General features: G+C 64.5%; 19 protein-coding genes. 11 read left to right on the forward strand and 8 right to left on the reverse strand.

Going from position 1 to position 23284, the window contains the following annotated elements; genetic code table 11:
• The first annotated feature begins 159 nt into the window (after positions 1 to 159).
• The gene (locus OKW43_RS34995; RefSeq protein ID WP_429452961.1) at positions 160 to 399 is read left to right on the forward strand and encodes a hypothetical protein; all 240 of its coding nucleotides are present in this window, start codon (positions 160 to 162) and stop codon (positions 397 to 399) included.
• A gap of 119 nt (positions 400 to 518) precedes the next feature.
• On the opposite strand, the gene OKW43_RS35000 is transcribed toward OKW43_RS34995, so the two are convergent.
• Positions 519 to 1022 (reverse strand): flavin reductase family protein, encoded by a 504-nt coding sequence (locus OKW43_RS35000; protein WP_187633735.1) that lies wholly within the window; start codon positions 1020 to 1022, stop codon positions 519 to 521.
• Between the two features lie 162 nt (positions 1023 to 1184).
• Here OKW43_RS35000 and OKW43_RS35005 point away from each other — a divergent pair, with 162 nt between their 5' ends.
• From OKW43_RS35005 to OKW43_RS35020, 4 genes are read left to right on the forward strand one after another with little or no spacing between them, the layout of a single operon-like run.
• Positions 1185 to 2177 carry an ABC transporter substrate-binding protein gene (locus tag OKW43_RS35005; protein ID WP_187633734.1) on the forward strand — a complete coding sequence of 331 codons (993 nt, stop codon included), beginning with the start codon at positions 1185 to 1187 and terminating at the stop codon, positions 2175 to 2177.
• Positions 2164 to 3228 (forward strand): ABC transporter permease, encoded by a 1065-nt coding sequence (locus OKW43_RS35010; RefSeq protein WP_429452964.1) that lies wholly within the window; start codon positions 2164 to 2166, stop codon positions 3226 to 3228. The genes OKW43_RS35005 and OKW43_RS35010 overlap by 14 nt, the downstream gene beginning before the upstream one ends.
• On the forward strand, positions 3222 to 4013 hold the full coding sequence (locus OKW43_RS35015) for an ABC transporter ATP-binding protein (RefSeq protein WP_429452966.1): 792 nt from the start codon (positions 3222 to 3224) through the stop codon (positions 4011 to 4013). The genes OKW43_RS35010 and OKW43_RS35015 overlap by 7 nt, the downstream gene beginning before the upstream one ends.
• 59 nt (positions 4014 to 4072) lie before the next feature.
• Entirely contained in the window at positions 4073 to 5110 is a 1038-nt protein-coding gene (locus OKW43_RS35020; protein ID WP_429452968.1) for an ABC transporter substrate-binding protein, read from the forward strand.
• Between the two features lie 31 nt (positions 5111 to 5141).
• On the opposite strand, the gene OKW43_RS35025 is transcribed toward OKW43_RS35020, so the two are convergent.
• Positions 5142 to 6362 (reverse strand): acyl-CoA dehydrogenase family protein, encoded by a 1221-nt coding sequence (locus OKW43_RS35025; protein WP_429452970.1) that lies wholly within the window; start codon positions 6360 to 6362, stop codon positions 5142 to 5144.
• Between the two features lie 47 nt (positions 6363 to 6409).
• Positions 6410 to 7366, reverse strand: a complete 957-nt coding sequence (locus tag OKW43_RS35030) for an ABC transporter substrate-binding protein (RefSeq protein ID WP_429452972.1) — start codon at positions 7364 to 7366, stop codon at positions 6410 to 6412.
• A gap of 200 nt (positions 7367 to 7566) precedes the next feature.
• On the opposite strand from OKW43_RS35030, the gene OKW43_RS35035 reads away from it, so the two are divergent.
• Positions 7567 to 8478, forward strand: coding sequence for a LysR substrate-binding domain-containing protein (locus OKW43_RS35035; RefSeq protein ID WP_429452974.1), 912 nt, complete (start codon positions 7567 to 7569; stop codon positions 8476 to 8478).
• Positions 8479 to 8529: 51 nt separating this feature from the next.
• Here OKW43_RS35035 and OKW43_RS35040 read toward each other — a convergent pair whose 3' ends face one another.
• Genes OKW43_RS35040 through OKW43_RS35055 form a run of 4 tightly spaced genes read right to left on the reverse strand, consistent with a single transcriptional unit; the run spans position 8530 to position 12634 of the window.
• On the reverse strand, positions 8530 to 10131 hold the full coding sequence (locus tag OKW43_RS35040) for a rhodanese-like domain-containing protein (RefSeq protein WP_429452976.1): 1602 nt from the start codon (positions 10129 to 10131) through the stop codon (positions 8530 to 8532).
• Positions 10131 to 10724 (reverse strand): cysteine dioxygenase, encoded by a 594-nt coding sequence (locus tag OKW43_RS35045; protein WP_187633727.1) that lies wholly within the window; start codon positions 10722 to 10724, stop codon positions 10131 to 10133. The genes OKW43_RS35040 and OKW43_RS35045 overlap by 1 nt, the downstream gene beginning before the upstream one ends.
• Positions 10724 to 11539, reverse strand: a complete 816-nt coding sequence (locus OKW43_RS35050; protein WP_429452978.1) for a class II aldolase/adducin family protein — start codon at positions 11537 to 11539, stop codon at positions 10724 to 10726. Before OKW43_RS35050 ends, OKW43_RS35045 begins: the two co-directional genes overlap by 1 nt.
• A gap of 18 nt (positions 11540 to 11557) precedes the next feature.
• Positions 11558 to 12634 (reverse strand): LLM class flavin-dependent oxidoreductase, encoded by a 1077-nt coding sequence (locus tag OKW43_RS35055; protein ID WP_429452980.1) that lies wholly within the window; start codon positions 12632 to 12634, stop codon positions 11558 to 11560.
• Positions 12635 to 13068: 434 nt separating this feature from the next.
• On the opposite strand from OKW43_RS35055, the gene OKW43_RS35060 reads away from it, so the two are divergent.
• The 3 genes from OKW43_RS35060 (at position 13069) to pstS (ending at position 18225) form a co-directional block, all read left to right on the forward strand.
• Positions 13069 to 14811: a methyl-accepting chemotaxis protein gene (locus OKW43_RS35060; protein ID WP_429454721.1), complete on the forward strand. Its 1743-nt coding sequence runs from the start codon at positions 13069 to 13071 to the stop codon at positions 14809 to 14811.
• A gap of 248 nt (positions 14812 to 15059) precedes the next feature.
• Entirely contained in the window at positions 15060 to 16958 is a 1899-nt protein-coding gene (locus OKW43_RS35065; RefSeq protein WP_429452982.1) for a thiamine pyrophosphate-binding protein, read from the forward strand.
• Between the two features lie 232 nt (positions 16959 to 17190).
• A complete protein-coding gene (gene pstS / locus OKW43_RS35070) occupies positions 17191 to 18225 on the forward strand; it encodes a phosphate ABC transporter substrate-binding protein PstS (RefSeq protein WP_187633723.1) in 1035 nt (344 codons plus the stop codon).
• Positions 18226 to 18251: 26 nt separating this feature from the next.
• On the opposite strand, the gene OKW43_RS35075 is transcribed toward pstS, so the two are convergent.
• On the reverse strand, positions 18252 to 19172 hold the full coding sequence (locus OKW43_RS35075) for a LysR family transcriptional regulator (RefSeq protein WP_187633722.1): 921 nt from the start codon (positions 19170 to 19172) through the stop codon (positions 18252 to 18254).
• Positions 19173 to 19302: 130 nt separating this feature from the next.
• Here OKW43_RS35075 and OKW43_RS35080 point away from each other — a divergent pair, with 130 nt between their 5' ends.
• Both OKW43_RS35080 and OKW43_RS35085 read left to right on the forward strand, forming a co-directional pair.
• On the forward strand, positions 19303 to 20724 hold the full coding sequence (locus OKW43_RS35080) for an MFS transporter (RefSeq protein ID WP_429452985.1): 1422 nt from the start codon (positions 19303 to 19305) through the stop codon (positions 20722 to 20724).
• Positions 20725 to 21120: 396 nt separating this feature from the next.
• Complete coding sequence (locus OKW43_RS35085; RefSeq protein ID WP_429452987.1) at positions 21121 to 23265, forward strand: D-(-)-3-hydroxybutyrate oligomer hydrolase; 2145 nt, start codon at positions 21121 to 21123, stop codon at positions 23263 to 23265.
• The last annotated feature ends 19 nt before the right edge of the window (positions 23266 to 23284 follow it).

Raw genomic sequence — 23284 nt, forward strand, 5'->3', positions numbered from 1 at the left:
GAAATCGGTGCATGCGGCGCGGTGAGCACGCCGCGTGCAAGGGTCGCTGCGCGTTTTCCCTGCAGGGTTTTCACGCGATGGCGCGCGTCTGAAACGAAGTTGAAAGTAACGGGATTACGCTGACGATGGCAGTCGCTCGCGACAACCGAGGAGCATCCAATGACCCTATCAGCAAACGCGCAGGAAGGAAGCTGGTCCGTGAGCGTTGAGACGCAGGAGGCGCAGGAAGGCGGGTTTCAGGCGACGATCCATGTCAGGCATGCGTCGCCCGACGGTGATTTCGAACGCACCTTTCATCAATCGCGGGTGTTCGCCGTGGAAAGGGAGGCGGTACTCGAAGGCTTGCGCGAAGGCATGACATGGATCGCGCTGAAGACGACGCGGACCATCGGGGTGTAAAAGCGGGCGGTAAAAACGCGAGGCGGCTGCGCGAATGCAGCGCTCTGGCGCGTCGCCGCTTCAGAATACCTCCCCTAGGCAAGATGCGTACCTGACGGGTACTTCGGTTATCCCACCCGCTACGAAAACGTCTCCGGGTAAAGGTCCTCGCTCATGTCGAGATTGCCAGTCTGAGCATAGATCAGCGGCGCGCCGTCCGCACCGTCTAGCGCGCCATCGACGACACGCCCGACGACCACCCGATGATCTCCCGCCTCGATGTCGTCGGTCACCCGGCACTCGAAATGCGCGAGCGCATCGAGCAATAGCGGCGCGCCGGTCACGCCGGAACGCCAGCGAGCCGCCGCGAGCTTGTCGACCGCGCGGCCCGACTGCGTGCCGAAGTGCTCGGCGAGCCGCTGTTGATCCGCGCGCAACACGCTGATCGCAAACACCGCGCTGCTGCGCAGGAGTTCGTACGACGCATGCTCGGGACTGATGCCGAGGGCGACCAGCAATGGTGAAAACGAAACCTGCATCACCGAGCTTGCGGTGAACGCATTGCGGCGCTCGCCGTTCGCTACGCCGATCACATACACACCCGCGGTCAAATGCCGGAAAAGTTTCGCGATGCCGTTGCTCATGGGTCCCTCCTGTTTGATTTTGCGTCACGCGTTGCATACCTCTGTGGCTGCCCGGAAGATGCAAAACATAAATATTGAATCGATATAAACATATCGAAATAGAATGATTCTCAGCGCGGTTTTTCGTCGCTACGCTGTGCTGCATATCGACAGCGAGGACCTATGACCGCATCTGCTCTAACGTCAATTTCGACACGGCGGCGCACGCTTATGCGTGCGCTGGCCGCGACGCCGATCGCCGCGGTATCCGCGTTTGCCAGCACGAGTGATGCCCGCGCCGCGCAAAGCGTGACGCTCGTGCTCGGCGATCAGGCCGGTGGTACGCGCGCCCTCGTCGAAGCGGCGAAAGTGCTCGACGGCACGCCCTACGCGTGGCGCTGGGCCAACTTCCAGGGCGCGGCACCGTTGTTCGAAGCGCAACGCGCCGGTTCGGTCGATCTCGCGCCGGCGGGCGACTTGCCGGTACTCGCGGCGGCCGTCGGCGACCCGTCGCTGAAAATCGTCGCGACGCGAGTCGGATCGGGCGCACAACTTGGCATTCTGGTCGCGCCGCATTCCACGATTAGTTCGGTCTCCGATCTGAAAGGCAAGACGGTATTCGTATCGTCGGCGCGCGGCAGCATTTCCCAGTTCCAGTTGTATGGCGCGCTGGCCGAGGCGGGTTTGTCGAAGGACGACGTGTCGGTGCGTTTCATTCTGCCCGTCGATGCGTTTGCCGCCTTCGCATCGGGCTCGATCGAGGTTTGGGCGACGTTCGATCCGTACTACGGCATCGCCGTGCAGCGCGGCGGCCGCGTGCTGCGCGACGGCACCGGCATCAACAGCGGGCTCGGCTTCATCACGGCATCGGGCGATGCGCTAGCGGACCCGCGCAAACGCGCCGCGATCGCGGACCTGCTGTTGCGTTATCAACGCGCGGGCGACTGGGCGATCGCAAACCCCGAGGCTTACGCGCAGATCTACGCGACGCTCACGCGCTCGCCACTCGATGCGGCGCGGCAGATCACGAAACGCGCGTCGCTGAAGCAGCATTTCGTCAACGACAGCGACATCGACGCGCTGCAAAAAGTCGCGGACCGCGCGCAGCGCGACGCGATCCTGCCCAACCGCATCGACGTGCGCGCGATTTCGGAGGTTCATCTTGCCAACGCATGATCTCGCCTTGACGCAGCGCGGCGCCCGGTCGACTCGATCCCGTGCTGTCGAACTCGCCGGCTTTCCCGACGCCGCCCGACACGTCGCGCGCGAACGAGGCAAGCGCGTCGCCGCGATACTGGCCGCGCTTGGCTGGCTAGCTGGCGCGGCGCTCACGCAATGGTGGCCCACGCTCGACGATTGGCCGTACACGCGCGAATTGTTGATTCTGAAGCTCGTGCTCGCGGCGGCGTCGCTGGCGATCGGCGTGGCCGGCTGGCGCGTGGCCACCGCGGCAAGCTCACGGCTGGACGCATGGCTCGAGGCGACGCCATGGCTACTCGCGCTGTCGCTCGGCATCACCGGATGGGAAATCGCCACCGCGCAGCTCGAATGGCTGCCGCGGCCGTTCTTCGCGCCGCCGCAGGCCCTGATCGCCGTCTATGCCGACGATCTGCCGCGGCTTGCCGCGAGCGTCGCGCATTCGTTCGTGCTGCTTGCTTATGGCTATGTCGCCGGTGGGTTGACGGGCTTCGTGATCGGCGTCGCGATCGGCTGGTCGAAGGCGGTCGGCTACTGGGTGCACCCGGTGCTGCGGCTGATCGGGCCGCTGCCTGCCACCGCGTGGCTGCCGCTCGCGTTCTTCTTCTTTCCGTCGAGCTTCAGCGCGAGCGTGTTCCTGATCGCGCTGGCGACCGCGTTTCCGGTTGCCGTGCTCACGTGGTCGGGCGTCGCGAGCGTCAACTCCGCCTACTACGACGTAGCCCGCACGCTCGGCGCGCGGCCGTCGTTCCTGATTCTGCGTGTCGCGGTTCCCGCCGCATTGCCGTCCGTGTTCGTGGGGCTCTTCATGGGCCTCGGTGCCTCGTTTGCCGTGCTGTTCGTCGCGGAGATGATGGGCGTGAAGGCGGGACTCGGCTGGTACTTGCAATGGGCGCAGGGCTGGGCCGCCTATCCGAACATGTATGCCGCGCTGCTCGTGATGGCACTGATGTGCTCAGCCCTCATCACGTTGCTGTTTCGCGTGCGCGATCGTCTGCTGGCCTGGCAGAAAGGAATGCTGAAATGGTAGCTGCCTCCGAAGCGCACTTCGCCGCTGATACGCGGCAAGGCGCACGCATTGACGTGCGTAACATCAGTCATCGCTTCGCGCTGCGCGGCACCGCGTTGCCAGTTCTCGACGACGTCAGCCTGTCGATCGAGCCCGGCGAATTCGTTGCGCTGCTGGGACCGAGCGGCTGTGGCAAATCGACGTTGCTGCGTCTCGTGGCCGGCCTCGATGGCCCGGCGCAAGGCACCATCCACGCCGATGGCGAGCGCGTCGGCGGCCCCGACCCGTCGCGTGTGGTCGTCTTCCAGGACCCGACGCTGTTCCCGTGGCGGACCGTGCGCGACAACGTCGCACTCGGTCCCGAGGCGCGTCGCACGAAGCGCGCCGCCGCCGCGCGCATCGATGCCGCACTCGAGCTGGTCGGCCTGTCCGCCTTCGCGAACGCGTTCCCCCATCAGCTGTCGGGCGGCATGGCGCAGCGCGCGGCGCTGGCTCGCGCGCTCGTCAACGACCCGCAACTGCTGGTGCTCGACGAACCGTTCGGCAAGCTCGATTCGCTGACGCGCATGCGCATGCAGGGCGAACTCGTGCAACTGTGGCAGGCGCAGCGGTTTTCGGTGCTGCTCGTGACGCACGATGTCGAGGAAGCGCTGTATGTCGCGAATCGCGTGATCGTGCTCAGCGAGCGGCCCGCGCGCATCGTCGCGCAGGTGCGCAACGACGCGCCGTATCCGCGGCATCGCGACGACCCCGCGCTCGTCGCGCTGCGCCGCAAGGTGCTGGCGCAGTTGGGCCTCGACCCCTGACACGCGCGCCGGCATCTGCAACCCGCTCACTCATCACCACACCTCTGGGAAGCACAGCAATGAATCATTTCGACGACGACCGCGCGCCGGCCAACCTCGCGCGCCGCGCATGGCTCGCCCGCGCGGCGAGGGCCGCCGGCGCGGCCGCGTTAGGCGGTGCCGCATTCGGGCTGCCGGGCGTACGCGCATCAGCCGATCAAGCGTTGCAGCCGCTCAAACTGTCGTGGAACGCGGGCGCGATCTGCACGGCGCCGGTGCCGGTCGCCGCGCAGCAGGGCTTTTTCCGCAAGCATGGGCTGCAAGTGGAACTCGTCAACTTCGCCGGCTCGACCGACCAGTTGCTCGAAGCCATCGCGACGGGCAAGTCCGATGCCGGTGTCGGCATGGCGCTGCGCTGGATCAAGCCGCTCGAGCAGGGCTTCGACGTGAAGCTGACGGCGGGCATCCACGGCGGCTGCATGCGGCTGCTCGCGACGCGCGCATCGGGCATCGTCGATCTGCAAGGGCTCAAGGGTCGCACGGTCGGCGTCAGCGACATGGCGAGCCCGGCGAAGAATTTCTTCGCGATCACGCTGAAGAAGCTCGGTATCGATCCCGATAACGACGTGCGCTGGCGCCAGTATCCGGCGCCGCTGCTCGGCGAGGCGCTCAGGAAGGGCGAGGTGCAGGCGATCGCCGACGGCGATCCGACCATCTGGACACTGCGCGAGACCGACCATCTGCACGAGGTGTCGAACAACCTGTGCGGCGAGTACGCGAACCGCGTGTGCTGCGTGCTGGGCGTGCGCGGGTCGCTGGTCCGCAAGGACCGCGCGAGCGCGCAGGCGCTCACGCGGGCGCTGCTCGAAGCAACCGAATGGACCGCGAATCATCCGGCCGAGGCGGCGGCGATTTTCGCGCCGAATGCGCCGGGCGCGAACGTCGCGCAACTGACCGAGATGCTGAAGAGCCACACCGATCGTCACCATCCGGTAGGCGATGCGTTCAAGAAGGAAATCGCGCTGTACGCGGACGATCTGAAATCGGTCGGCGTGCTCAATGCGGGCACGAGTTCGGATCGCTTCGCGACCCGGGTGTTTGCCGACGTGCTGGCTTGAGAGGCCGCACGCGCTCGGCGCGCGGCCGAATCTATGGAGCGGCAATCCCGGCAACCCCGGCAAACGCGGCGCGCCCGAGATTGCCGAGCACCGTATCGTTCTGCGGCGTATGAATGCGCGCGCACAGCACGTCGCGGTAGTGGCGCTCCAGCGGGTTGTCGCGGCTCAGTCCCGGATTGCTGCTCGCTTCGAGCGCGAGCTGCACGGCTTCGATCGCGTTCTGGCTGACCAGATACTTGATCGCCGGCGCTTGTGCCGCGTCGACGAGACCGGCCGCGCCCGCGTCGAGCAGCGCGCGGTTGTTGAACAGCAGCGCGTCGACGCGGCCGGCCGTCTGCTGAAACCGTTCGAGGCTCGACAGCGGCGCGTCGAGCCCGGCAGGCGTGCGCTGCGCGGCCCATTGCACGAACCAGTCGCGCGCGGCCCGCGCGACCCCGTCGTAGATCGACGGCAGCAGCACGTTCATCCAGATGCCGGTCAGCGGGTCCATGCCGGTGGCCTGCCGCGGCGGCTGCAGGTCGACCGCGTGGTCGAGCGGCACGCACACGTTGTCGAAGATCACCTCGTGACTGCCGGTCGCGCGCATGCCGAGATGGTTCCAGGGCTCGCCGAAGCGGATGCCCGGCAGGTCGCGATGCACGAGCCATGTGCCGACGCGCGGCGCGGCCTCGTCCGTGCGGCCCCAGACAGCGAACCATGTGAGCCCCGGGCTGCCGGTCGAATAAAGCTTGCGGCCGCTCAGCAGCCAGTGATTGTGTTCGCGCCGTCCGATCGTCGCGGGCAGGCCGCCGCGCGACGGCGAGCCGAGCTCGGGCTCGACGCGCAGCGAGTTGATCAGCGCGCCGCGCTCGACGGCATCGCACGCGATGCGTGTCTTCAGCGCGGCAGGCCAGTTCGGATTGGCCTGCAGACGCAGGTGATACAGGCATTGCATCACGAGGATCAGCGCCGTCGACGGCTCCGCGCGCGCGACCGCGCCGACCACGCGCAGCGTTTGCGCAAGCGTGGCTTGCCGTCCGCCGAGCGCGCGCGGCACGGTTAGCGACAGCAGGCCCGCGCGACGCAGGCGCGCGAGGTTGTCGTGCGGGAACAGCGGGCCGGCGTCGAGCGCGGCCGCGCCGGCCGCGACCTCGCGGGTCAGCGCGTCGAGCCACGCGGCGGCTTGCGGACTGTCGAGATCGGTGAGCGCATCGAGCGCGGCGGCGTCACGCTCGGCTTCGGCAAGCGCGCTATCAGCGGGACGGCTGGTCATCGTGCAGAGATCGGTTGGGTTTGCGGGTTGCGCGGATGCTCGCGACGTCATCGCGCGTCGAGCGGGAATTGCCGGTCGAAGCTTGGCGTCACGTCGAGGCGGGTCTTGATCACGTCCGCGCGGTGATACAGATCGGCGGTCTTTTGCTGCTCGGCGATCAGGCCGTCGTCGATCGCAACGGGTCGCAATTGCGCGCGCCGGTAGACCGTTTTCAGCACGTCGGGCGGCAAGCCGGTCACCTTCGATTGCATGGCGGCGACTTCGTCCGGATGCGCGAGCGCCCAGCGCTGGCCGGCAGCCACGCGCTTCAGGAAGTCGGCGATTTCCGCGTGCTTGTCCTTGATCGACGTCTGCGTCGCCGCCTGAAAACTGAGTCCCGACGAAAGATCGATGCCGTTGGCGATGCTGCGGTCATGATCCTGTTGCTCGGCGAGCGCGACGTACGGGTCCCACGTGGACCAGGCATCGACGTTGCCCGACGCGAGCGCCGCTTTCGCATCGGCCGGCTGCATGAAACGCAGCGATACGTCGGACAGCTTGATGCCGGCGCGCTCCAGCGTCGCGATCGCGAGGTAGTGGCCGATCGAGCCGCGCGTCGTCGCGATGCGTTTGCCCTTGAGATCGGCGCTCGTTTTGATCGGCGACGCGTCTGGCACGATGATCGCGAGATCGCGCGGAATCGAGCGGGTCGCCGCCACCGCGCGCACCCGGGCGCCTGCGGCATAGGCGAAGATCAGCGGCGCATCGCCGAGACCGCCGACGTCGATCGCGCCCGCATTGAGCGCTTCGCCGAGCGGCTGCGCGGCGGGGAAGTTGAACCATTCGATCCGGTACGGAAGATTATTCAGTTCTCCAGACGCTTCGAGAATGCCGCGAGTCTGCAATTGCTGGTCGCCGACCCTGAGCGTGGAATCCGCCGTAGCCGCAAGCGGTGCAATTGCGCCGAGCGCGCTGAGCAGAACACCGGAAAACCTCAGTAGAAACCGATTCGCAAGATAGAACATAGGAAGCGCGGCGCAGGCCAAGTGGAAAAGCACACGATACGTATGCGCGTTTTATAAGGCAAACGCATTGTTCTGCTTTGTTAATATGCGAGTGAAGAAAGCACGCGCCGCTTGAACATCGATGCGTCGACACGCTAAGCTCGTGCAACGGTCATGCATGCGCGGGGCCGTTCAACGTTCCATCCAACGACACCACATCCATGAAACTCGATGAAGTCGAGGCCTTTGTCGCCGTCGTGCGCAGCCAGTCGCTGAGTCAGGCTGCCGATTCTCTCGCGCTCACGCAACCTGCCGTCACGCGACGCATCCAGAACTTCGAGGAAGCGCTCGGCGTCGAGCTGTTCGACCGCAACACCAAGCCGCTGAAGACCACGCCGATGGGCCGCGCCGTGTATGAGCAATGCCGCGCGATCGTCCGGGAAGTCGATGCGCTCCGGCATCTCGTCACCGACGACGCACCGCTTGCCGGCGTACTGCGTCTCGGCGTCGCGCAGACGGTCGCCGACGTCGCGATGCTGAAGGCCTTGCATGCGTTGCGTGGCGCGCATCCGGAGTTGCAGGCGTGCGTGTCGACGGGCTGGGGCAAGCCGTTGCTGCAGAAGGTCGAAGGCGGCGAGCTCGATGCCGCGATCGTGCTGTTGCCGGCTAATCGCGTGTTGCCCGACACGTTGGCCGGAGAATCGCTCGGGGAGCTCAAGCTCGCTGTCGTCGCGCCGAAGGGGAGTCTGAAAAAGCGCGTACACACGCTGGCCGAATGCCAGTCGTATGGATGGGTGCTGAATCCCGACGGCTGCGGTTTTCGGGCGGGGTTACAGCAGGCGCTTGGCGCGCAAGGCTACGCACTGAAGCTCAACCTCGAGACGCTCGGCACGGAACTGCAACTGGGCCTCGTCGCCGATGGCGTCGGGCTGGGGCTGGTCCCGCTGCCGTTGTTGCGCATCAGTGCGCATGCCGCGCGGCTCGACGTGGTCTCGGTCAGTGACTTCAAGCCCGAGATCGCGGTGTGGATCGTCAGGTCGCGCGCGCTCGGCAAGATGCAGTCGGCGCTCGCCGTGCTGTCCGAAAGCGTGGAGCAGAGCTTCAAGGCGGCGCGGCTGCCGCGCGCCGCCTAGGAACGACGATGCGGCGCACGCTTTATGCGGCGCCCGCGTAGCATACGTCGATCAGATCACGAAGAAGCCATGCGTGCCGTCGCGCTCCAATTGCGCGACGAGACCGTACTCCCATTCCAGATAGGCGTTCATCGCTTCACGCGCGTTGTCGGTGCCCTCGTACGGACGCCGGTAGCGATCGATACGCGGCGACGCGAGATGAGCGTCGCCGGTTTCGGTCGGCTGCCCCGCGCGAATCCACGCGGACGTGCCGCCTTCGAGCACTTGCACGGGCTTGCCCGTCAGCGCGGCAAGCTCCGGCGCGGCGAAAGCCGCGAGCGCGCTGGTCGCGCACGTCAGGACGTAGCGTTTCGCATCGGGTAGCGTGCGCAGATCGTCGACGGTGTTGGAGAGCCGCGAGCGCACGAGCCACCAGGCGCCCCGGGCTTTCACATGATTCGCGCTGGCCGTCACGTCGATCACCACAGTCCCGCTCGATGGATCGGCGAGGAGCGCCGCCAGTTCTTCAACGGACACGCTCGGCGTGGGCGCCGGCTCGGGCTTCGCGCCGCGCCACGCGCCGCGTGCGCTCAGCTCTTGCGGCGTCGCCTCGTCGACGACATACACGTCGATGTTCATCTGCGCGAGCCATGAGGCCGTCATGTTCGCGCGCACGCCGTCGTCGTCGAACAGCACGACGCGCGCGCCGCGCACGGGCGCGAACATGTCGGTTTCCTGCACCAGCTGCCCGCCCGGTGCGCCCTGAAAGCCGGGCGCATGCGCGCGTTCATATTCGGCAGGCGTGCGCACGTCGAAGCGATAGATGGTGCGCGACGCTTCGACGGCCCAGCGCGCGGCTTCGACGAGTGTCGTGCGGCTCACGCCCGCGCGGTCCGCAAGCGCGCGCGCCGCGCCACGCGACGCGGCGAGGTTGTCCGCATCGAGCCCGGCTTGCGGATCGAACTGCCAGTCGCTGCCATGCTCGAGCGGCTGTCCCGCGAGCGTCCAGCCGATGGTGCCGTTGCGTAGCGCCGCGACCGGATTCGGCAACCCCGCATTGACGAGCGACTGCGCGCCGATGATGCTGCGCGTGCGCCCCGCGCAATTGACGATCACGCGCGTCTTCGGGTCCGGCGCGAGCGCACGCGCGCGCAGCACGAGTTCGGCGCCGGGCACGCTGACGCTTCCGGGGATGTTCATCGTCTGGTATTCGTCGAAACGCCGTGCGTCGAGCACGACGACGTCGTCGCCATTGGCGAGCAGCGTCGCCACGGCCTCAGCCGACAAAGACGGCGTATGCCGGCCCGCTTCGACGAATTCGCCGAACGCCTTGCTCGGCACGTTGACGTCGCGGAACACTTCACCGCCGGCGCGAGTCCAGCCGTCGAGGCCGCCCGCGAGCAACGCAAGCCGGGTGTAGCCGAGCGCTGTCAGCTTGTCGGCTGCGCGTGCGGCGAGTCCTTCGCCGGCGTCGAGCAGCACGATCGGCACATCGCGGCACGGCAGACGCGTATAGGCGTCGAGTTCGAGTTTCGATAGCGGAAAATTGGCCGCGAACAGAGGATGCGCCTGCGCATGCGGGTCTTCTTCGCGTACGTCGAGCAGCGCGATTTCGCGGCGCGCGAGCAGCGCTTCGCGCACGTCTTCGTAGGTGCGAACCGGATAGGTCGTCATCAGTGATGCTGTTCCTTGCCGAGGTCCCACAGGTTGGGGAGCGTGTGGTTCGAGTAACCGGAGATGAAGGGCTTCGGCGGGCCGTCGGGCGAGTACGTCGAGCGGCGCACCGCACCGATGTTCGCGCCATACACGTGGATGCTGATCGACGTGCGGTCGTCATACGCGTTGCGCACGCGATGAATGTCGCCGATGCCCGGCGACACCGCTTCGACGTGGCCCGCTTCGAGGCGCACTTCGGCGCCCGTCTGCCGCAGCGTGCCGTCGCCGTTGCGCGCGTACGGCGCGGCGAATTCGGCGCCGCGCAGCACCCCGATCAAGCCCCATACCGTGTGGTCGTGAATCGGCGTGCGCTGGCCCGGTCCCCACACGAAGCTGACGACGCTGAAGCGCTCGCGCGCGTCCGCATACAACAGGAACTGCTGATAGCGCTCGACGGACGGCTGCACGTACGCGTCCGGTAGCCAGTCATCGACGCGGATCAGTTCGCGCAGCGCGTGTGCGCCTTGTTCGAGCAATCCGGCTTCGTTGACGCCAGAATCGACGAGCGTCGCGATGTCGCCGACAAAACGCCGCAGTTTATCGATGGCCATCAGTCGAGAAACTCCGGTTCGGCTTCGACGAGCCCTTCATACAGGCTGTCGAATGCGTGCCGTGCACCGTTCGCGCGGCCGACCTGCTGATGCGTGAGGGCCGCCATGTCGTGCGGGATCGGCTGCGGCGTGCCGGCCGCCTGCGCGAGCAGTTGCGCATGGCACGCGTTATCGAGCGCGATGTACCACCACGCGGCCGCTTCCACGGACGGGCCGGCCGTCAGGATGCCGTGGTTCTTCAGGATCACGGCCTTGTACGAGCCGAGCGCGTGCGCAATGCGCGCGCCTTCGGTGGTGTCGAGCACGACGCCGCGAAAGTCGTCGAACAGAGCATGGTCTTCGTAGAACGCGCAGGCGTCCTGCGTCAATGGATCGAGCGTGCGCCCGAGCGTCGACCATGCCTTGCCGTACAGCGAATGCGTGTGCGCGGCGGCCACCACGTCGGGCCGAGCCTCGTGAATCGCCGCATGGATCGCGAACGCGGCCTGATTCACGGGTCCGTCGCCTATCACGATGTCGCCATCACGGTTGACCAGCAACAGATCCGACACCCGGATGCGGCCGAAATGACGGCCAAGCGGATTGACCCAGAAATGATCGCTCCATTCGGGATCGCGCGCGGTGATGTGGCCCGCCAGACCCTGCGCGAAGCCGTAACGCGCGAACAGGCGGAACGCGCCGGCGAGGCGCTGTTGCCGGTGCAAACGCTCTTGCGCGAGCGAGCGGGGCGGCTCGGCGTCGTCGTCGAACCAGAATTTGCGCAGCGGGGTGGGGCGCAATGCAAGCGAGCGCGTAGCGGCGAGTACGGTGCTCATGATGTCGTCGCGCTCCGGTTATGCGGCGCGACGTGCGCGCGACGTCAGTTCGCGCGTTGCGGGAATCAGCTCGCGGCCGTAGTCGATCGCATCTTCGAGCGGGTCGAAGCCGCGGATCAGGAACGTCGTGACGCCGAGCGCGTGATATTCGGCGAGTGTTTGCGCGACCTGTGCCGGTGTGCCGACGAGCGCCGTCGAATTCGAACGGCCGCCGATCTCCCTGGCAACCGCGGTCCACAGACGCTCGTCCGCACGCACGCCGTCGCCTGCGGCCGCTAGCAGACGCCGGGCGCCTTCGCTTTGTTGCGGGCCGCCACGCGCGAAGCCTTGTTCGACGCGCAGCCGGCGCGTCTCGTGGAGAATGTGTTCGGCGCGTTCCCACGCGGCTTTTTCCGTCGATGCGAGGATCGGCCGGAACGACACCGAGAAGCGCACGCCGCGACCATGTTTCGCGGCTTCGGCTTGCACGCGCGTGATCTGCTCGTGGACCTGCTGTTTCGATTCGCCCCACAGCGCATAGACGTCCGCGTGCTTGCCCGCGACCGCGAGCGCGGGTTCCGATGCACCACCGAAATAGATCGGCACGTGTGGCGTCTGTTTCGGCTTGACGTCGGAGAAGGCCTTTTCGAAGCGGTAAAAACGGCCCACGTGATCGAACGGGCGCTGTTCGGTCCAGACCCGGCGCAGGATCTGCAGATACTCGTCGGTGCGCGCGTAGCGCTCGTCATGGCTCAGAAAGTCGCCGTCGCGCCGTTGGTCTTCGTCACTGCCGCCGGAGATGAAGTGCACCGCGAGACGACCGCCGGAGAAATGATCGAGCGTCGCGATCTGCCGCGCCGCCAAAGTCGGCGCGACGAAACCCGGCCGATGCGCGAGCATGAAATGCACGCGCGAGGTCACGCTCGCGGCGTAGGCGATCGTGATGGTCGCGTCGGGACTGGTCGAACTGTGCGGCACGAGGATGCGGTCGAAGCCTGCGTTTTCATGGACCTGCGCGAACCCGCGCACATAGTCGGTATCGATCGCGGGGCCCTGCGGGGCATACGTCTCCGAGACCTTGCGTTGCTGGATCATGCCGATGAATTCGATGCTCACGGTAGCTCCTTGCGGATATTCGTTTCGATGGAGAAATGGCAGCGGGAGCAGACGTGATGCGGTGCACGCCTGCGGGACGAATTCAGGCTAACACCGGGTTATGCAAGGGCTAAATATTATATTGAGCTAAAGATATAGGACGTGCATGTTACGTTTGCGCGCACCTCGCACCAATTGAGTGCGGCCAGCACGCACTATAAAAAATCTTCCGATGACCCCGCAATTCATCTGAAGAAACAGGCCGCGTTGCCGATAACCAGTTACGTGCAGTACTGCGTTTAGCGTTGGCAGGGCCGGATGTTGCAAACAGCGTGCTGCTTCGATGCGTCAAACGCTTCAGGAAATGTGGCTTGCGTTGCCGACTGACGGCGGGCGCCACAGCGTTAACGAACCTGCTTATCTGTTCGGTTCTTACATTCTCAACAAAGCGAACTATGAATTTCGGCAATATGAAACTCGGCGCCAAGCTGATCAGTGCTTTCATCCTGGTTTCGATCATCAGCGCAGTTGTCAGCGGGATCGGCCTGCACAACATGGCGGAGATCAGTGCGAACGCGGACAAGACGTATCGACAGGACCTTGTCGGGCTCAACCTGATACAGCAGGCGAACGCCGACGTACTGCGAGTCGGCACCTATCTGCGCAACGCGGTTCTGGCCACGACGGCCGAAAAGCGGGCCGGCTCGCTGGATCAGGCTGACAAGGCGCTTGCCTCGGCACGTGAGCACCTCAATCAGGCGGAGCCGCTCGTCTATACCGACAAAGGCAAGGCTACCTTCTCCGAGCTCGATCAGGGTTGGCAGGACTACATCCAGGCCTTCAATGAAATGAAAGGCAAGATCAATGCGGCGGCGATCGGGGATCGGGACAGTCTGACCGAATACATGCTGGGCGAGTACCACCACAAAGGCTTCAAGACTCTCGTGCTGATGGGCAATCTGGTTGCCCTGAAACAGGGCGACGCGCAACAGACAGCCGAATCGAACGATGCCGTGTACGAGGAAGGTCGAAATCTGATGCTGGTCTTCGTGGCGATGTCCGTGTCGATCGGCGTGGGCATCGGCATAGGGATGATGCGTAGCGTAACGCGGCAACTGGGTACGGAGCCGGCGACCGCTGCTGCTGTGGCCAGAAGCGTGGCGGCCGGCGACCTGAACATCAGTATCGCCCTGCGTCCCGGCGACACGAACAGCCTGATGGCGTCGCTGAAAGCCATGTGCGACGCGCTGGTGCAGGTCGTATCAGAGGTGCGCGAGAACGCCGAAGGTGTCGCGACTGCGAGCGCGCAGATCGCACAAGGCAATCTGGATCTGTCGAGCCGCACGGAGCAACAGGCGGCGTCGCTCGAAGAAACCGCTTCCAGCATGGAAGAGCTGACTGCGGCGGTCCGCCACAACACGGACAATGCAACCCAGGCTGCCACGCTCGCGGGTACCGCCTCGGGCGTCGCGCAACGTGGCGGCGACATCGTCGGGCGCGTGGTCGAGACAATGCGCGACATCTCCACCAGCTCGGCCACGATGTCCGAGATTATCGGCGTCATCGAAGGCATTGCCTTCCAGACCAACATCCTCGCGCTGAACGCAGCGGTCGAAGCGGCCCGCGCGGGAGAACAGGGGCGGGGCTTCGCTGTCGTGGCGGGTGAAGTCCGCACGCTAGCGCAGCGCAGTGCGACTGCCGCGAAGGAAATCAAGGAATTGATCTCGGACTCTGTCAGCCGGGTGGAGACAGGCTCGATGCTCGTCGAAGAAGCGGGCGGTGCGATCAAGGAAATCGTGCAGTCAGTGAAGCGCGTGACCGACATCGTGGGCGAGATCTCGTCGGCATCCAGCGAGCAAAGCACCGGTATCGAACAGGTCAATCAGGCGGTCAACCAGATGGACCAGGTTACGCAGCAAAACGCTGCGCTTGTCGAAGAGGCGTCGGCCGCAGCTCAGACAATGGCCCAGCAAGCGGAAAGCCTGCGCAAGACGGTCGCATTTTTCAAGGTCGATGGCGAGAAGGCTGCTTCATCGCGAGCGACGACGCAAGCGGCAGTACCGCAACGGACGGCGGCCCTGAAACGCGCCCCGTCCTCTGCTGTAGCACCGGCAAAGGTTGCGAGGAGGCCAGTCCCCTCTTCAGAAGGTCCGGTAGTCGTCGCCGCCGCGACTGAGACGGACTGGCAGACATTCTGAACGGTTCCGGGTGCTGGATGACGTCGATTCAAACCGTCGGCGCGTGCCAGCCCCGCAGGAATTGAGCGGGCGAAGATCCGCGATACGCGAGCGCCGGATGGTTATCAATGCGCCGCGGCGACTGCCTCAGGCACGGAGGCAGCGTGGATGATCAACAGTGCAGCCAGGTCGTGTGATGGTGGACGGAGACACCCGGGCCCGCCGGTCAAGCGGGTTCGAGGAAATAGCGTGATGCAGGACTGCACTCGATGTGCAGCGCCTTGAATGTCGTCTCGCCGTCTCCGCGCACTGGCCATCGCCGACCTCGTCTCGCGCCGCTCCGACAGGCAGCGCGCGACGTGCTGATGCGCAGCGGTGAGATTCGATTAACGATATCTCGTGAGATCGTAACCAAAACTATGGGATCAAACGCTCCGCTCAATGTCTCGACAATGGTTGTGAAGTCGTTGGAGTCCGCCGGAATAGGCCATGTGTTCCTGGTCCCGGGAAAACTGATCTATCCGCTGCTGGACGCAATCGACAACTCCCCCTCGATTCGCGGAATCGTAGGCGCTCATGAGACTGGCAGTGCTTTCATGGCCGATGGCTATGCCCGCGCCAGCCGGAAATTCGGCGTTTGCGCGGGAATATCCGGCCCAGGCACGATGAATTTCGTTCCCGGCATGGCGGCCGCTCACGCAGACCGGATTCCGATGCTCTATATTGCCGGCGGGATCTCGTCGCACGCGGAAGGCAAAGGGGCGTTCCAGGATGCCACGCCAGGAGGCATTTTTGAAAGCGGCGTGGTCAGAAGTCTGGTGACGGATATCGTCGAGCTCAAGAACAAGGAAAATACCCAGGCCGAGATGCGTCGTGCGACCGAAGGGTTGAACTGGATGCGTCGAGCGCAGTCATTCATCAGTATTCCCGTAGACGTTCAAAAGCAGGATGTCCTGTCTGGTCACGACGTGGCACGGCAACCCTACGCTCACCGCGAATTTAACGCATGCGAAGTACCTGCGAACCGCGCCGCTCTGGATGCGCTGTGCGACCAGTATCTGTTTCAGTCGAAGAGAGTCGCGTTTCTGGTCGGAAGTCGCGGCAATGATGCGGAAACTGCCAGGCTTCTTCTCGAGGTTGCCGAAGGCTTTCACATTCCGGTTGCAACGACACTATCGGGAAAGGGTGCATTTCCCGAGCAACATGCCCTTGCACTAGGCGTGTACGGATTTTCAAGTCATTCGCGCGCTGCGCGGGTGATCAACTCCGACGAACTTGATGCACTAGTCGTGTTCGGTAGCGACCTGAACCAGCGAGACAGCATGAACTGGAGCAGGAGGCTGACAGGGGGGAAGGAACTGTTCATCTTTGATGACAGCTTCGATTCCCCGGCGATGGGGCACATTTCGCGTCAAGGAATCTTCTCCGGAATTTCCGCGAGCTTCCGGTTGCTGGCTCAGAAAGCCGCGGACAACCCTCCCGGGCTGCGGCAAGCACTGCAAAGAAGAAGGGGGTGGATTGCCGAAATCAACGAGACCCCCCTGTACGACCACCAGTTCGAGCAGTCAGGAGCGCGAGTTTCCAGCGGTGACGAAGCGCTATATCCTGGAGACGTAGTCAAGCACTTGTGCCGGATGCTGCCGAAGGACAGCAACGTCGTAGTGGATTCCGGAGCCCACCGCATCTTCATGGCCCATTACTGGCTGTCGTCAGGTAAGGGCAACTACTTTTCGTCGAGCTCGCTCGCCCCGATGGGCTGGGCCATCGCAGCCGGAATCGGCGTCAAGCTTGCGGCCCCCGAACGCCCGTGTGTCGTGGTGACCGGCGATGGCTGCATGATGATGCACGGCATGGAGATTCAGACCGCGGCTCGATACCGAGTCAAGGTGATCTATGTGGTTCTGAACAACGCCGCGCATGGCGCAATCCATATCGACGCTATCAGGAGTGGTTCGATTTCAGAGCAGTTCACCAAATTGCCCTGTCATAGCTGGTCGGCTTTTGCATCATCGATCGGTGTGGCCGCGCGCGCGGTTGAGCGCATCGACGAGCTTGATGACGTGTTGAGCGAAGCTAGTCAGTATGACGGCCCCTTTCTGATCGAAGTCATGACGGGAGTGTTTCCCGCGCCGAACCGGTACTATGCGGAAGCCGAAGCCTGTCCGTGAGATACCAACCGTCAACTTGACACAGCCGACCTCAGTGCAGAACTGACGCCGCAATCAGACTGCCTGAGCGTCGCGCCGCAGTTGTCAACGAAATGTCATTCGAACCGCCTAAGTTTAGACGTCCGAGCCGATGGCAAGGCTCGACGGGCCTGCGGTATGCGCAGCAGAGGGATCGCGGCCCGTAGCTTGCTACAACAATTGATTTGGTCAATCAATCACGTGGAGGCAAACCATGCTGTTCAAACGAGGAATTGCAGTTCTTGCCGTTGCTCTACCCCTCGCGGCCGCGCAGGCGCAAACCGTCGACATCACCGGCGCGGGCAGCACTTTTGCAGCCCCGATCTATAACAAGTGGGCTGACGCCTACCATAAGGCGGGTGGCGGCAAGGTCAACTACCAAGGCATCGGTTCAGCGGGCGGCATCAAGCAAATCATCGCGAAGACCGTCGATTTCGCAGGCTCCGACGCGCCGATGAAGGACGATGAACTGGCGAAGACTGGTCTGTTCCAATTCCCGACCGTGGTCGGCGGCGTGGTTCCGGTCGTGAACCTGCCGGGCTTGAAGCCGGGTCAACTGGTTCTATCGGGTGCCGTGCTCGGCGACATCTATCTGAGCAAGATCAAGAAATGGAATGATCCGGCGATCGCCGCGCTGAATCCGAACATCAAGTTGCCGGATTCGGACATCGCGGTGGTGCGCCGTGCCGACGGTTCGGGCACGAGCTTCATCTGGACCAACTTTCTGTCGAAGGTGAACCCGGAGTGGAAGTCGAAGATCGGTGAAGGCACAAGCGTGAACTGGCCGACCGGTACGGGCGGCAAGGGCAATGACGGCGTTGCCGCGTTCGTGCAACGCCTGCCGGGCGCGATCGGTTACGTCGAGTGGGCGTATGCGAAGCAAAACAACATGATCTACACCAGCCTGAAGAATGCGGCCGGTGCCGTGGTGGTGCCCAATACCGAAACCTTCAAGGCGGCCGCGGCCGGCGCGGACTGGAAGACGTCGTTCTACCAGATTCTGACGAACGAGCCGGGCAAGGATGCATGGCCGGTCGTCGGCGCGACCTTCGTGCTGCTGCATTCGACGCAAGACAAACCAACGCAAGGCGCGGCAACGCTGAAGTTCTTCGACTGGGCATTCAAGAACGGCGGGCAGGCTGCCAGCGATCTCGACTACATCTCGCTGCCGGAGTCGGTCGTGTCGGAAATCCGCACGCAGTGGAAGACGAAGGTCAAGGACGCTTCAGGAAAGCCGGTGTTTGAATGAAGGCCTCGAAAGTCGATCGACTCACGTCAATCGACTTGCGTATCGTCCGCGCCGAAGCGCTCGATCATAAATTCGATAAAGCTCCGAAGCTTCGGCGACGTCTGTCGCTCACGCAGATACAGTAGATTCAGCGGCCGCTCAGGCGCGGCGAACTCCGGCAGCACTTCGATCAGCCGCCTGGATCGCAGATCCGCGCCGACCAGAATCTCGGGCAGCATTGCGATGCCCAGACCGCGCAGCACCGCCCGTCGCAGCGCTTCCGAATTGTCGATCCTCAGCCGGCCATCGACGGGCACGCTCACGCGTCCGTCCGGACCGTGCAGCATCCATTCCGGCTGCGCCGTGTGCCATTCCGAGCGCGGCGGATACGCGTACGTCAGGCACTGGTGGGACAGCAGCGCGTCGGGCGACGACGGCGTGCCGTGCGTTGTCAGATACGCGCGTGACGCGCACAACACGAGACGGTACGGCTTCAGACGCCGCGCGACGAGATCCGGATTGCCCAGCGCGCCGATGCGAACCGCCGCCTCGAAGCCGTCGTCGAGCAGGTCCGACAGCGCGTCGGTGGCGACGATATCGAGCTTCACTTCGGGGTAGCGCTCGCAGTAATCCCCAATCACCGGAATCAGGCATTCGTTGCTGAAGACGACGGGCGCCGTCACACGCAGGCGTCCGCGTGGCGTCGCGAGATGATCGAGCGCGAGGCGTTCGGAATCGTCGACCAGCCCAAGGATCTCGACGCATCTTTCATAGTAGGCCTGACCGAACGCGCTGATTTGCTGCTTGCGTGTCGTGCGATGGATCAGTCGCGCGCCAAGCCGCGTTTCCAGCGCCTGAAGGTGATTGCCGACCATCGTCGGCGACAGGTCGCACGCCACCGCCGCCGCCGTCAGGCTGCCGCTTTCGACTACGCGCACAAACACGGTCATCGCTTTGAGGAGGTCCATTCCTCAATAATAATTGGTTCTGTTGCCATTCACCGTGCATTTATCAATCTTCGCTGCGGGAATACAGTCCGCATACACGACGCTTGCGGCCCCTCCCGGTCCGCAGCGCCCGACTTCATGCACGGACATCATGCGCAAACAGCTCAGCTTCCCGACCCGATCATCGCGCCTTGCCTTGCTTGCGACGAGCCTCGGTTTCGTCCTCATCTGTCTCGACGTCACGGTGGTGAACGTCGCGCTTGCACGAATGCGCGATAGTCTGAACCTCGATTCGACGGCGCTGGAATGGGTCGTCAACGCCTACACACTGGCGTTCGCCAGTTTCCTGCTGTCCGCTGGCGCGTTGGCCGACCGGTTCGGCGCACGCCGCATCTTCGCCGCCGGGTTCGCGGTGTTCACCTGCGCATCGGTGGGGTGCGGGCTGTCGGCTGGCGCGGCGATGCTGATCGCGGCGCGCGGGTTGCAGGGCATTGGCGCGGCGCTGTGCGTGCCGTCGTCACTGGCGCTGCTCGGTGCGGCGTTTCCGGACCCGCAGGCGCGGGCGAAGGCCGTCAGCATCTGGGCGGGCACGGCGGCGCTCGCGCTGGGTGCGGGTCCGCTCGTCGGTGGTGTGCTCGTCGACCGCTTCGGCTGGCCGGCAATTTTTCTGATCAACGTGCCGATCGGTGTCGCAGGCATCTGGCTGACCGTCGCTCATGCGCCTGACACGAAGGGGCACGCGGCGCGTCGCATCGATCTGGCCGGCCAGACGCTTGCCGTCATTGCGTTGGTCGGGCTGACGTATGCGGTCGTCGAAAGCGGCAGGCGGGGCTGGACCGGCATGACCGTATTGGCGGGACTAGCCGTCGCGGTCGTTGCAGGCGGACTGTTCGTGATGGTCGAGGCAAGGCATGCGGAGCCGGTGTTGCCGCTCGCGCTGTTCCGCCATGCCGCGGTGAACGTCAGCGCGCTAACGGGGCTGTCGCTGAATTTCGGCTACTACGGACTGATGTTCGCGATGAGTCTGTTTTTCCAGAGCGCGCGTCACGATACGCCGCTCGAAACCGGCCTCGCGTTCCTGCCTATGACGGCAGTGGTGACCGTCGCGAACGTCGCATCGGGCTCGCTGACGGCGCGTTTCGGTTATCGCCTGCCGATGGTTGTCGGCCAGGCACTGGCCGCGCTCGGCTATCTTTCGCTTGCGTTCGTGCGTGTGGATAGCAGCGCGCTGGCCGTGGCGTTGCCGTTGCTGATGGTCGGCGTCGGCGTGGCGCTTGCGGTGCCATCGATCAACACGGCCGTGCTGACGCACGTGGACCCGTCGTGGATGGGCATTGCATCGGGCGTGTTGAACACCGCTCGTCAGATTGGCGGCGTGCTCGGCGTGGGGTTGTTCGGTGCGCTGGTGCGACCCGAGTTCGACGATCTGGCCGAAGGACTCCATCACGCTGCCATTCTGGCCGCTTTGGTGACGCTTGCAAGTCTCGTAAGCATCGTCCTGGGGCTTAGGACATCCGGATCGATCGTCACGGACGATCGTGCGCGCCGACTATCGAGCTCACCTCGTGAATGACATTGGCGAGCCGCTCGGCTGACGATGTCACCTGCGCGTGACTGAAGCCACCGAACCCCAACACAGGCGTGATGCTGCCTGGCATCGCGGTGATGACGGGCGCCACACGATGGCAAGGCAAACGCGGCATTCAGGACACACAGATGCGCGAAGCGCGGCCGACTTTCTCGCGCTGGTCCGCAAGCCGACATAACCTAGCCCAAAGACTGCACGACACGAACGCGCATGCCCGACAACATGGCCGAGCGCCAGTTTTCCCGGTTATCTCCGGGTGAACTCTGCTGGCATGTCGGCCCCGATTGTCCTAATGTCCACGATGCTGTGATTCATCGAGGCACAGCGATTCTCAAAGTGCGATGTGCATCTCTTATTTGAACAACAAACAAGGAGACACAAATGACAGACTTCCCGATCGCAAGCCGAATCAGAACGCTACGGCTGCGTACCGCGACAGCATTGGCAATCGCAACGGCATGCGCGACGTTCGTATGCGCCGCGCACGCCACCGATCACGACAGGGACGGCCACGGCGAGTCGAATACGCTGCCATCGTTCGTCGTGGCAAGCAGTCTCTCAACCACCAGCTACGACGGCGTCAGCGACGATCTGCTGACAGCCGGGCTCGGAAAAACCGGACTCGCCAGCCCCACGGGGCCGGCCGTTGCGAACGCCGCCAGCCCAACGGCAGCGGAATTGCGCAGACTTGCAATCTGGTCGAACTACCGCGCGCTCGTCGACATGACCGCGCCCGGCGGCTACGGCCGCTTCTGGGGGCCCAACGTCGATCTGGATGGAAACGACACCCTGGGCGAAGGAAAAATCGCCGGCACCGAATATCTGGCCTACGCCGACGACGGCAGGGGTCGGCAAAATGTCAGCCTTCTCGTTCAGGTGCCGGCAAGCTTCAACCCGGCGAATCCGTGCATCGTCACCGCGACGTCGTCGGGCTCGCGCGGTGTCTACGGCGCAATTTCGGCGGCCGGCGAATGGGGCCTCAAGCGCGGCTGCGCGGTCGCCTATACCGACAAGGGCACCGGCAACGGCGCGCACGAACTGATGAGCGGCCTCGTCACGCTGATCGATGGCCGCCTCGCTGACGCCGCCACCGCCGGGCAAGCCAGTCTCTTCACCGCCAACGTGGCCGCAACCATGCTGACCACGTACAACCAGAAGTTTCCGAACCGCTATGCGTTCAAGCACGCGCATTCACAACAGAATCCGGAACAGGACTGGGGCAAGGACACCCTGGAAGCCATCCAGTTTGCGTACTGGGTGCTGAACCAGCAGTTCACGCCGCGCGTCGACGCGTCGCATCAGCGCGTGCACTACCATCCTGGCAGTATCACCACCATCGCGGCATCCGTGAGTAATGGCGGCGGCGCGTCGCTCGCGGCCGCCGAACAGGACACGAAAGGGTGGATCACGGCGGTGGTGGTCGGCGAGCCGCAGATCAACGTGCGGATGCCAGGCAATGCGCGGGTGATCGAGGGCGGGCAGCGTATCGCCGCGGCCGGCAAACCGCTGGCCGACTACATGACGCTCGCGAATCTGCTCGAACCGTGCGCCGCGCTGGCGGACGCGGCCGCCGGCGCTCCATATCTGACCGCGCTGCCGGTCGCGACGACCAATGCGATCCGCCAGGCCCGCTGCGCGTCGCTAGCGGCGGCCGGATATGTCCATGGCAGCGACACGCAAACGCAGGCCAATGACGCCCTCGCTCGGCTGCATCAGGCCGGCTATGAAGCGGATTCGGACCTGCTGCAAGCACCGATGTGGGATTCGCAAGCGGTGCCGGCGGTCGCCGTCACTTACGCGAACGCGTACACGAGGGCGAGCGTCGTCGACAATCTGTGCGGCTTCAGCTTCGGCACGACGAACCCGGCGACGGGTGCGGCGGGCGTTGCGCCGGCGGTCTCGCCCATGCCGACCATCTTTGGCCTCGGCAACGGGGTACCGCCAACCAACGGCATCAGCCTTGTCTACAACGTTACGCCGCCGGCAGGCGCGGACCATCGGCTCGCGACACCCGACGCGAGCTTCGCCGGCGCGGCATGCGCGCGTGCGCTGTGGACCGGCAAAAACCCGCGCATGCTGGCGAGCGTCGATGCGATCAGTGTGAATGCGATCCTGCATGGCAAGCCCACGATCATCGTCCAGGGCCGCAGCGATGCATTGGTGCCGATCAATCACGCTTCGCGCGCGTATCTTGCCGCGAATAGCGTGCGGGAAGGCTCGCACAGCCGGTTGTCGCTTTACGAGGTGATGAATGGACAGCATTTCGACGCGTTTCTGGGTTTCCCTGGCTTCGACACCCGCTTCGTGCCGGTCCACTACTACAACCTCCAGGCGCTCAATCTGATGTGGAGCCATCTGAAGAACGGCACGCCGCTGCCGCCGTCGCAGGTGATTCGCACGACACCGCGCGGCGGCAATCCAGGTGCCGCGCCGATGTTGAGCGTGTCGAACCTGCCGCCTATCGTTGCGAACCCTGGCAGCAATGCGATCAGTGCGGAGCACGGGGTCGTCAACGTGCCGCATTGACCAGAGATCAGGACTCGGC

It is taken from the genome of Paraburkholderia sp. WC7.3g (assembly GCF_050436345.1).
GTDB lineage: Bacteria > Pseudomonadota > Gammaproteobacteria > Burkholderiales > Burkholderiaceae > Paraburkholderia > Paraburkholderia podalyriae.

Excerpts from the sequence above, each read along its gene's own strand:
- OKW43_RS34995 (WP_429452961.1), top strand. The coding sequence starts at position 160 with ATGACCCTATCAGCAAACGCGCAGGAAGGAAGCTGGTCCGTGAGCGTT.
- OKW43_RS35000 (WP_187633735.1), bottom strand. The coding sequence starts at position 1,022 with ATGAGCAACGGCATCGCGAAACTTTTCCGGCATTTGACCGCGGGTGTG.
- OKW43_RS35005 (WP_187633734.1), top strand. The coding sequence starts at position 1,185 with ATGACCGCATCTGCTCTAACGTCAATTTCGACACGGCGGCGCACGCTT.
- OKW43_RS35015 (WP_429452966.1), top strand. The coding sequence starts at position 3,222 with ATGGTAGCTGCCTCCGAAGCGCACTTCGCCGCTGATACGCGGCAAGGC.
- OKW43_RS35020 (WP_429452968.1), top strand. The coding sequence starts at position 4,073 with ATGAATCATTTCGACGACGACCGCGCGCCGGCCAACCTCGCGCGCCGC.
- OKW43_RS35025 (WP_429452970.1), bottom strand. The coding sequence starts at position 6,362 with ATGACCAGCCGTCCCGCTGATAGCGCGCTTGCCGAAGCCGAGCGTGAC.
- OKW43_RS35030 (WP_429452972.1), bottom strand. The coding sequence starts at position 7,366 with ATGTTCTATCTTGCGAATCGGTTTCTACTGAGGTTTTCCGGTGTTCTG.
- OKW43_RS35035 (WP_429452974.1), top strand. The coding sequence starts at position 7,567 with ATGAAACTCGATGAAGTCGAGGCCTTTGTCGCCGTCGTGCGCAGCCAG.
- OKW43_RS35040 (WP_429452976.1), bottom strand. The coding sequence starts at position 10,131 with ATGACGACCTATCCGGTTCGCACCTACGAAGACGTGCGCGAAGCGCTG.
- OKW43_RS35045 (WP_187633727.1), bottom strand. The coding sequence starts at position 10,724 with ATGGCCATCGATAAACTGCGGCGTTTTGTCGGCGACATCGCGACGCTC.
- OKW43_RS35050 (WP_429452978.1), bottom strand. The coding sequence starts at position 11,539 with ATGAGCACCGTACTCGCCGCTACGCGCTCGCTTGCATTGCGCCCCACC.
- OKW43_RS35060 (WP_429454721.1), top strand. The coding sequence starts at position 13,069 with ATGAATTTCGGCAATATGAAACTCGGCGCCAAGCTGATCAGTGCTTTC.
- OKW43_RS35065 (WP_429452982.1), top strand. The coding sequence starts at position 15,060 with ATGTGCAGCGCCTTGAATGTCGTCTCGCCGTCTCCGCGCACTGGCCAT.
- pstS (WP_187633723.1), top strand. The coding sequence starts at position 17,191 with ATGCTGTTCAAACGAGGAATTGCAGTTCTTGCCGTTGCTCTACCCCTC.
- OKW43_RS35075 (WP_187633722.1), bottom strand. The coding sequence starts at position 19,172 with ATGGACCTCCTCAAAGCGATGACCGTGTTTGTGCGCGTAGTCGAAAGC.
- OKW43_RS35080 (WP_429452985.1), top strand. The coding sequence starts at position 19,303 with ATGCGCAAACAGCTCAGCTTCCCGACCCGATCATCGCGCCTTGCCTTG.
- OKW43_RS35085 (WP_429452987.1), top strand. The coding sequence starts at position 21,121 with ATGACAGACTTCCCGATCGCAAGCCGAATCAGAACGCTACGGCTGCGT.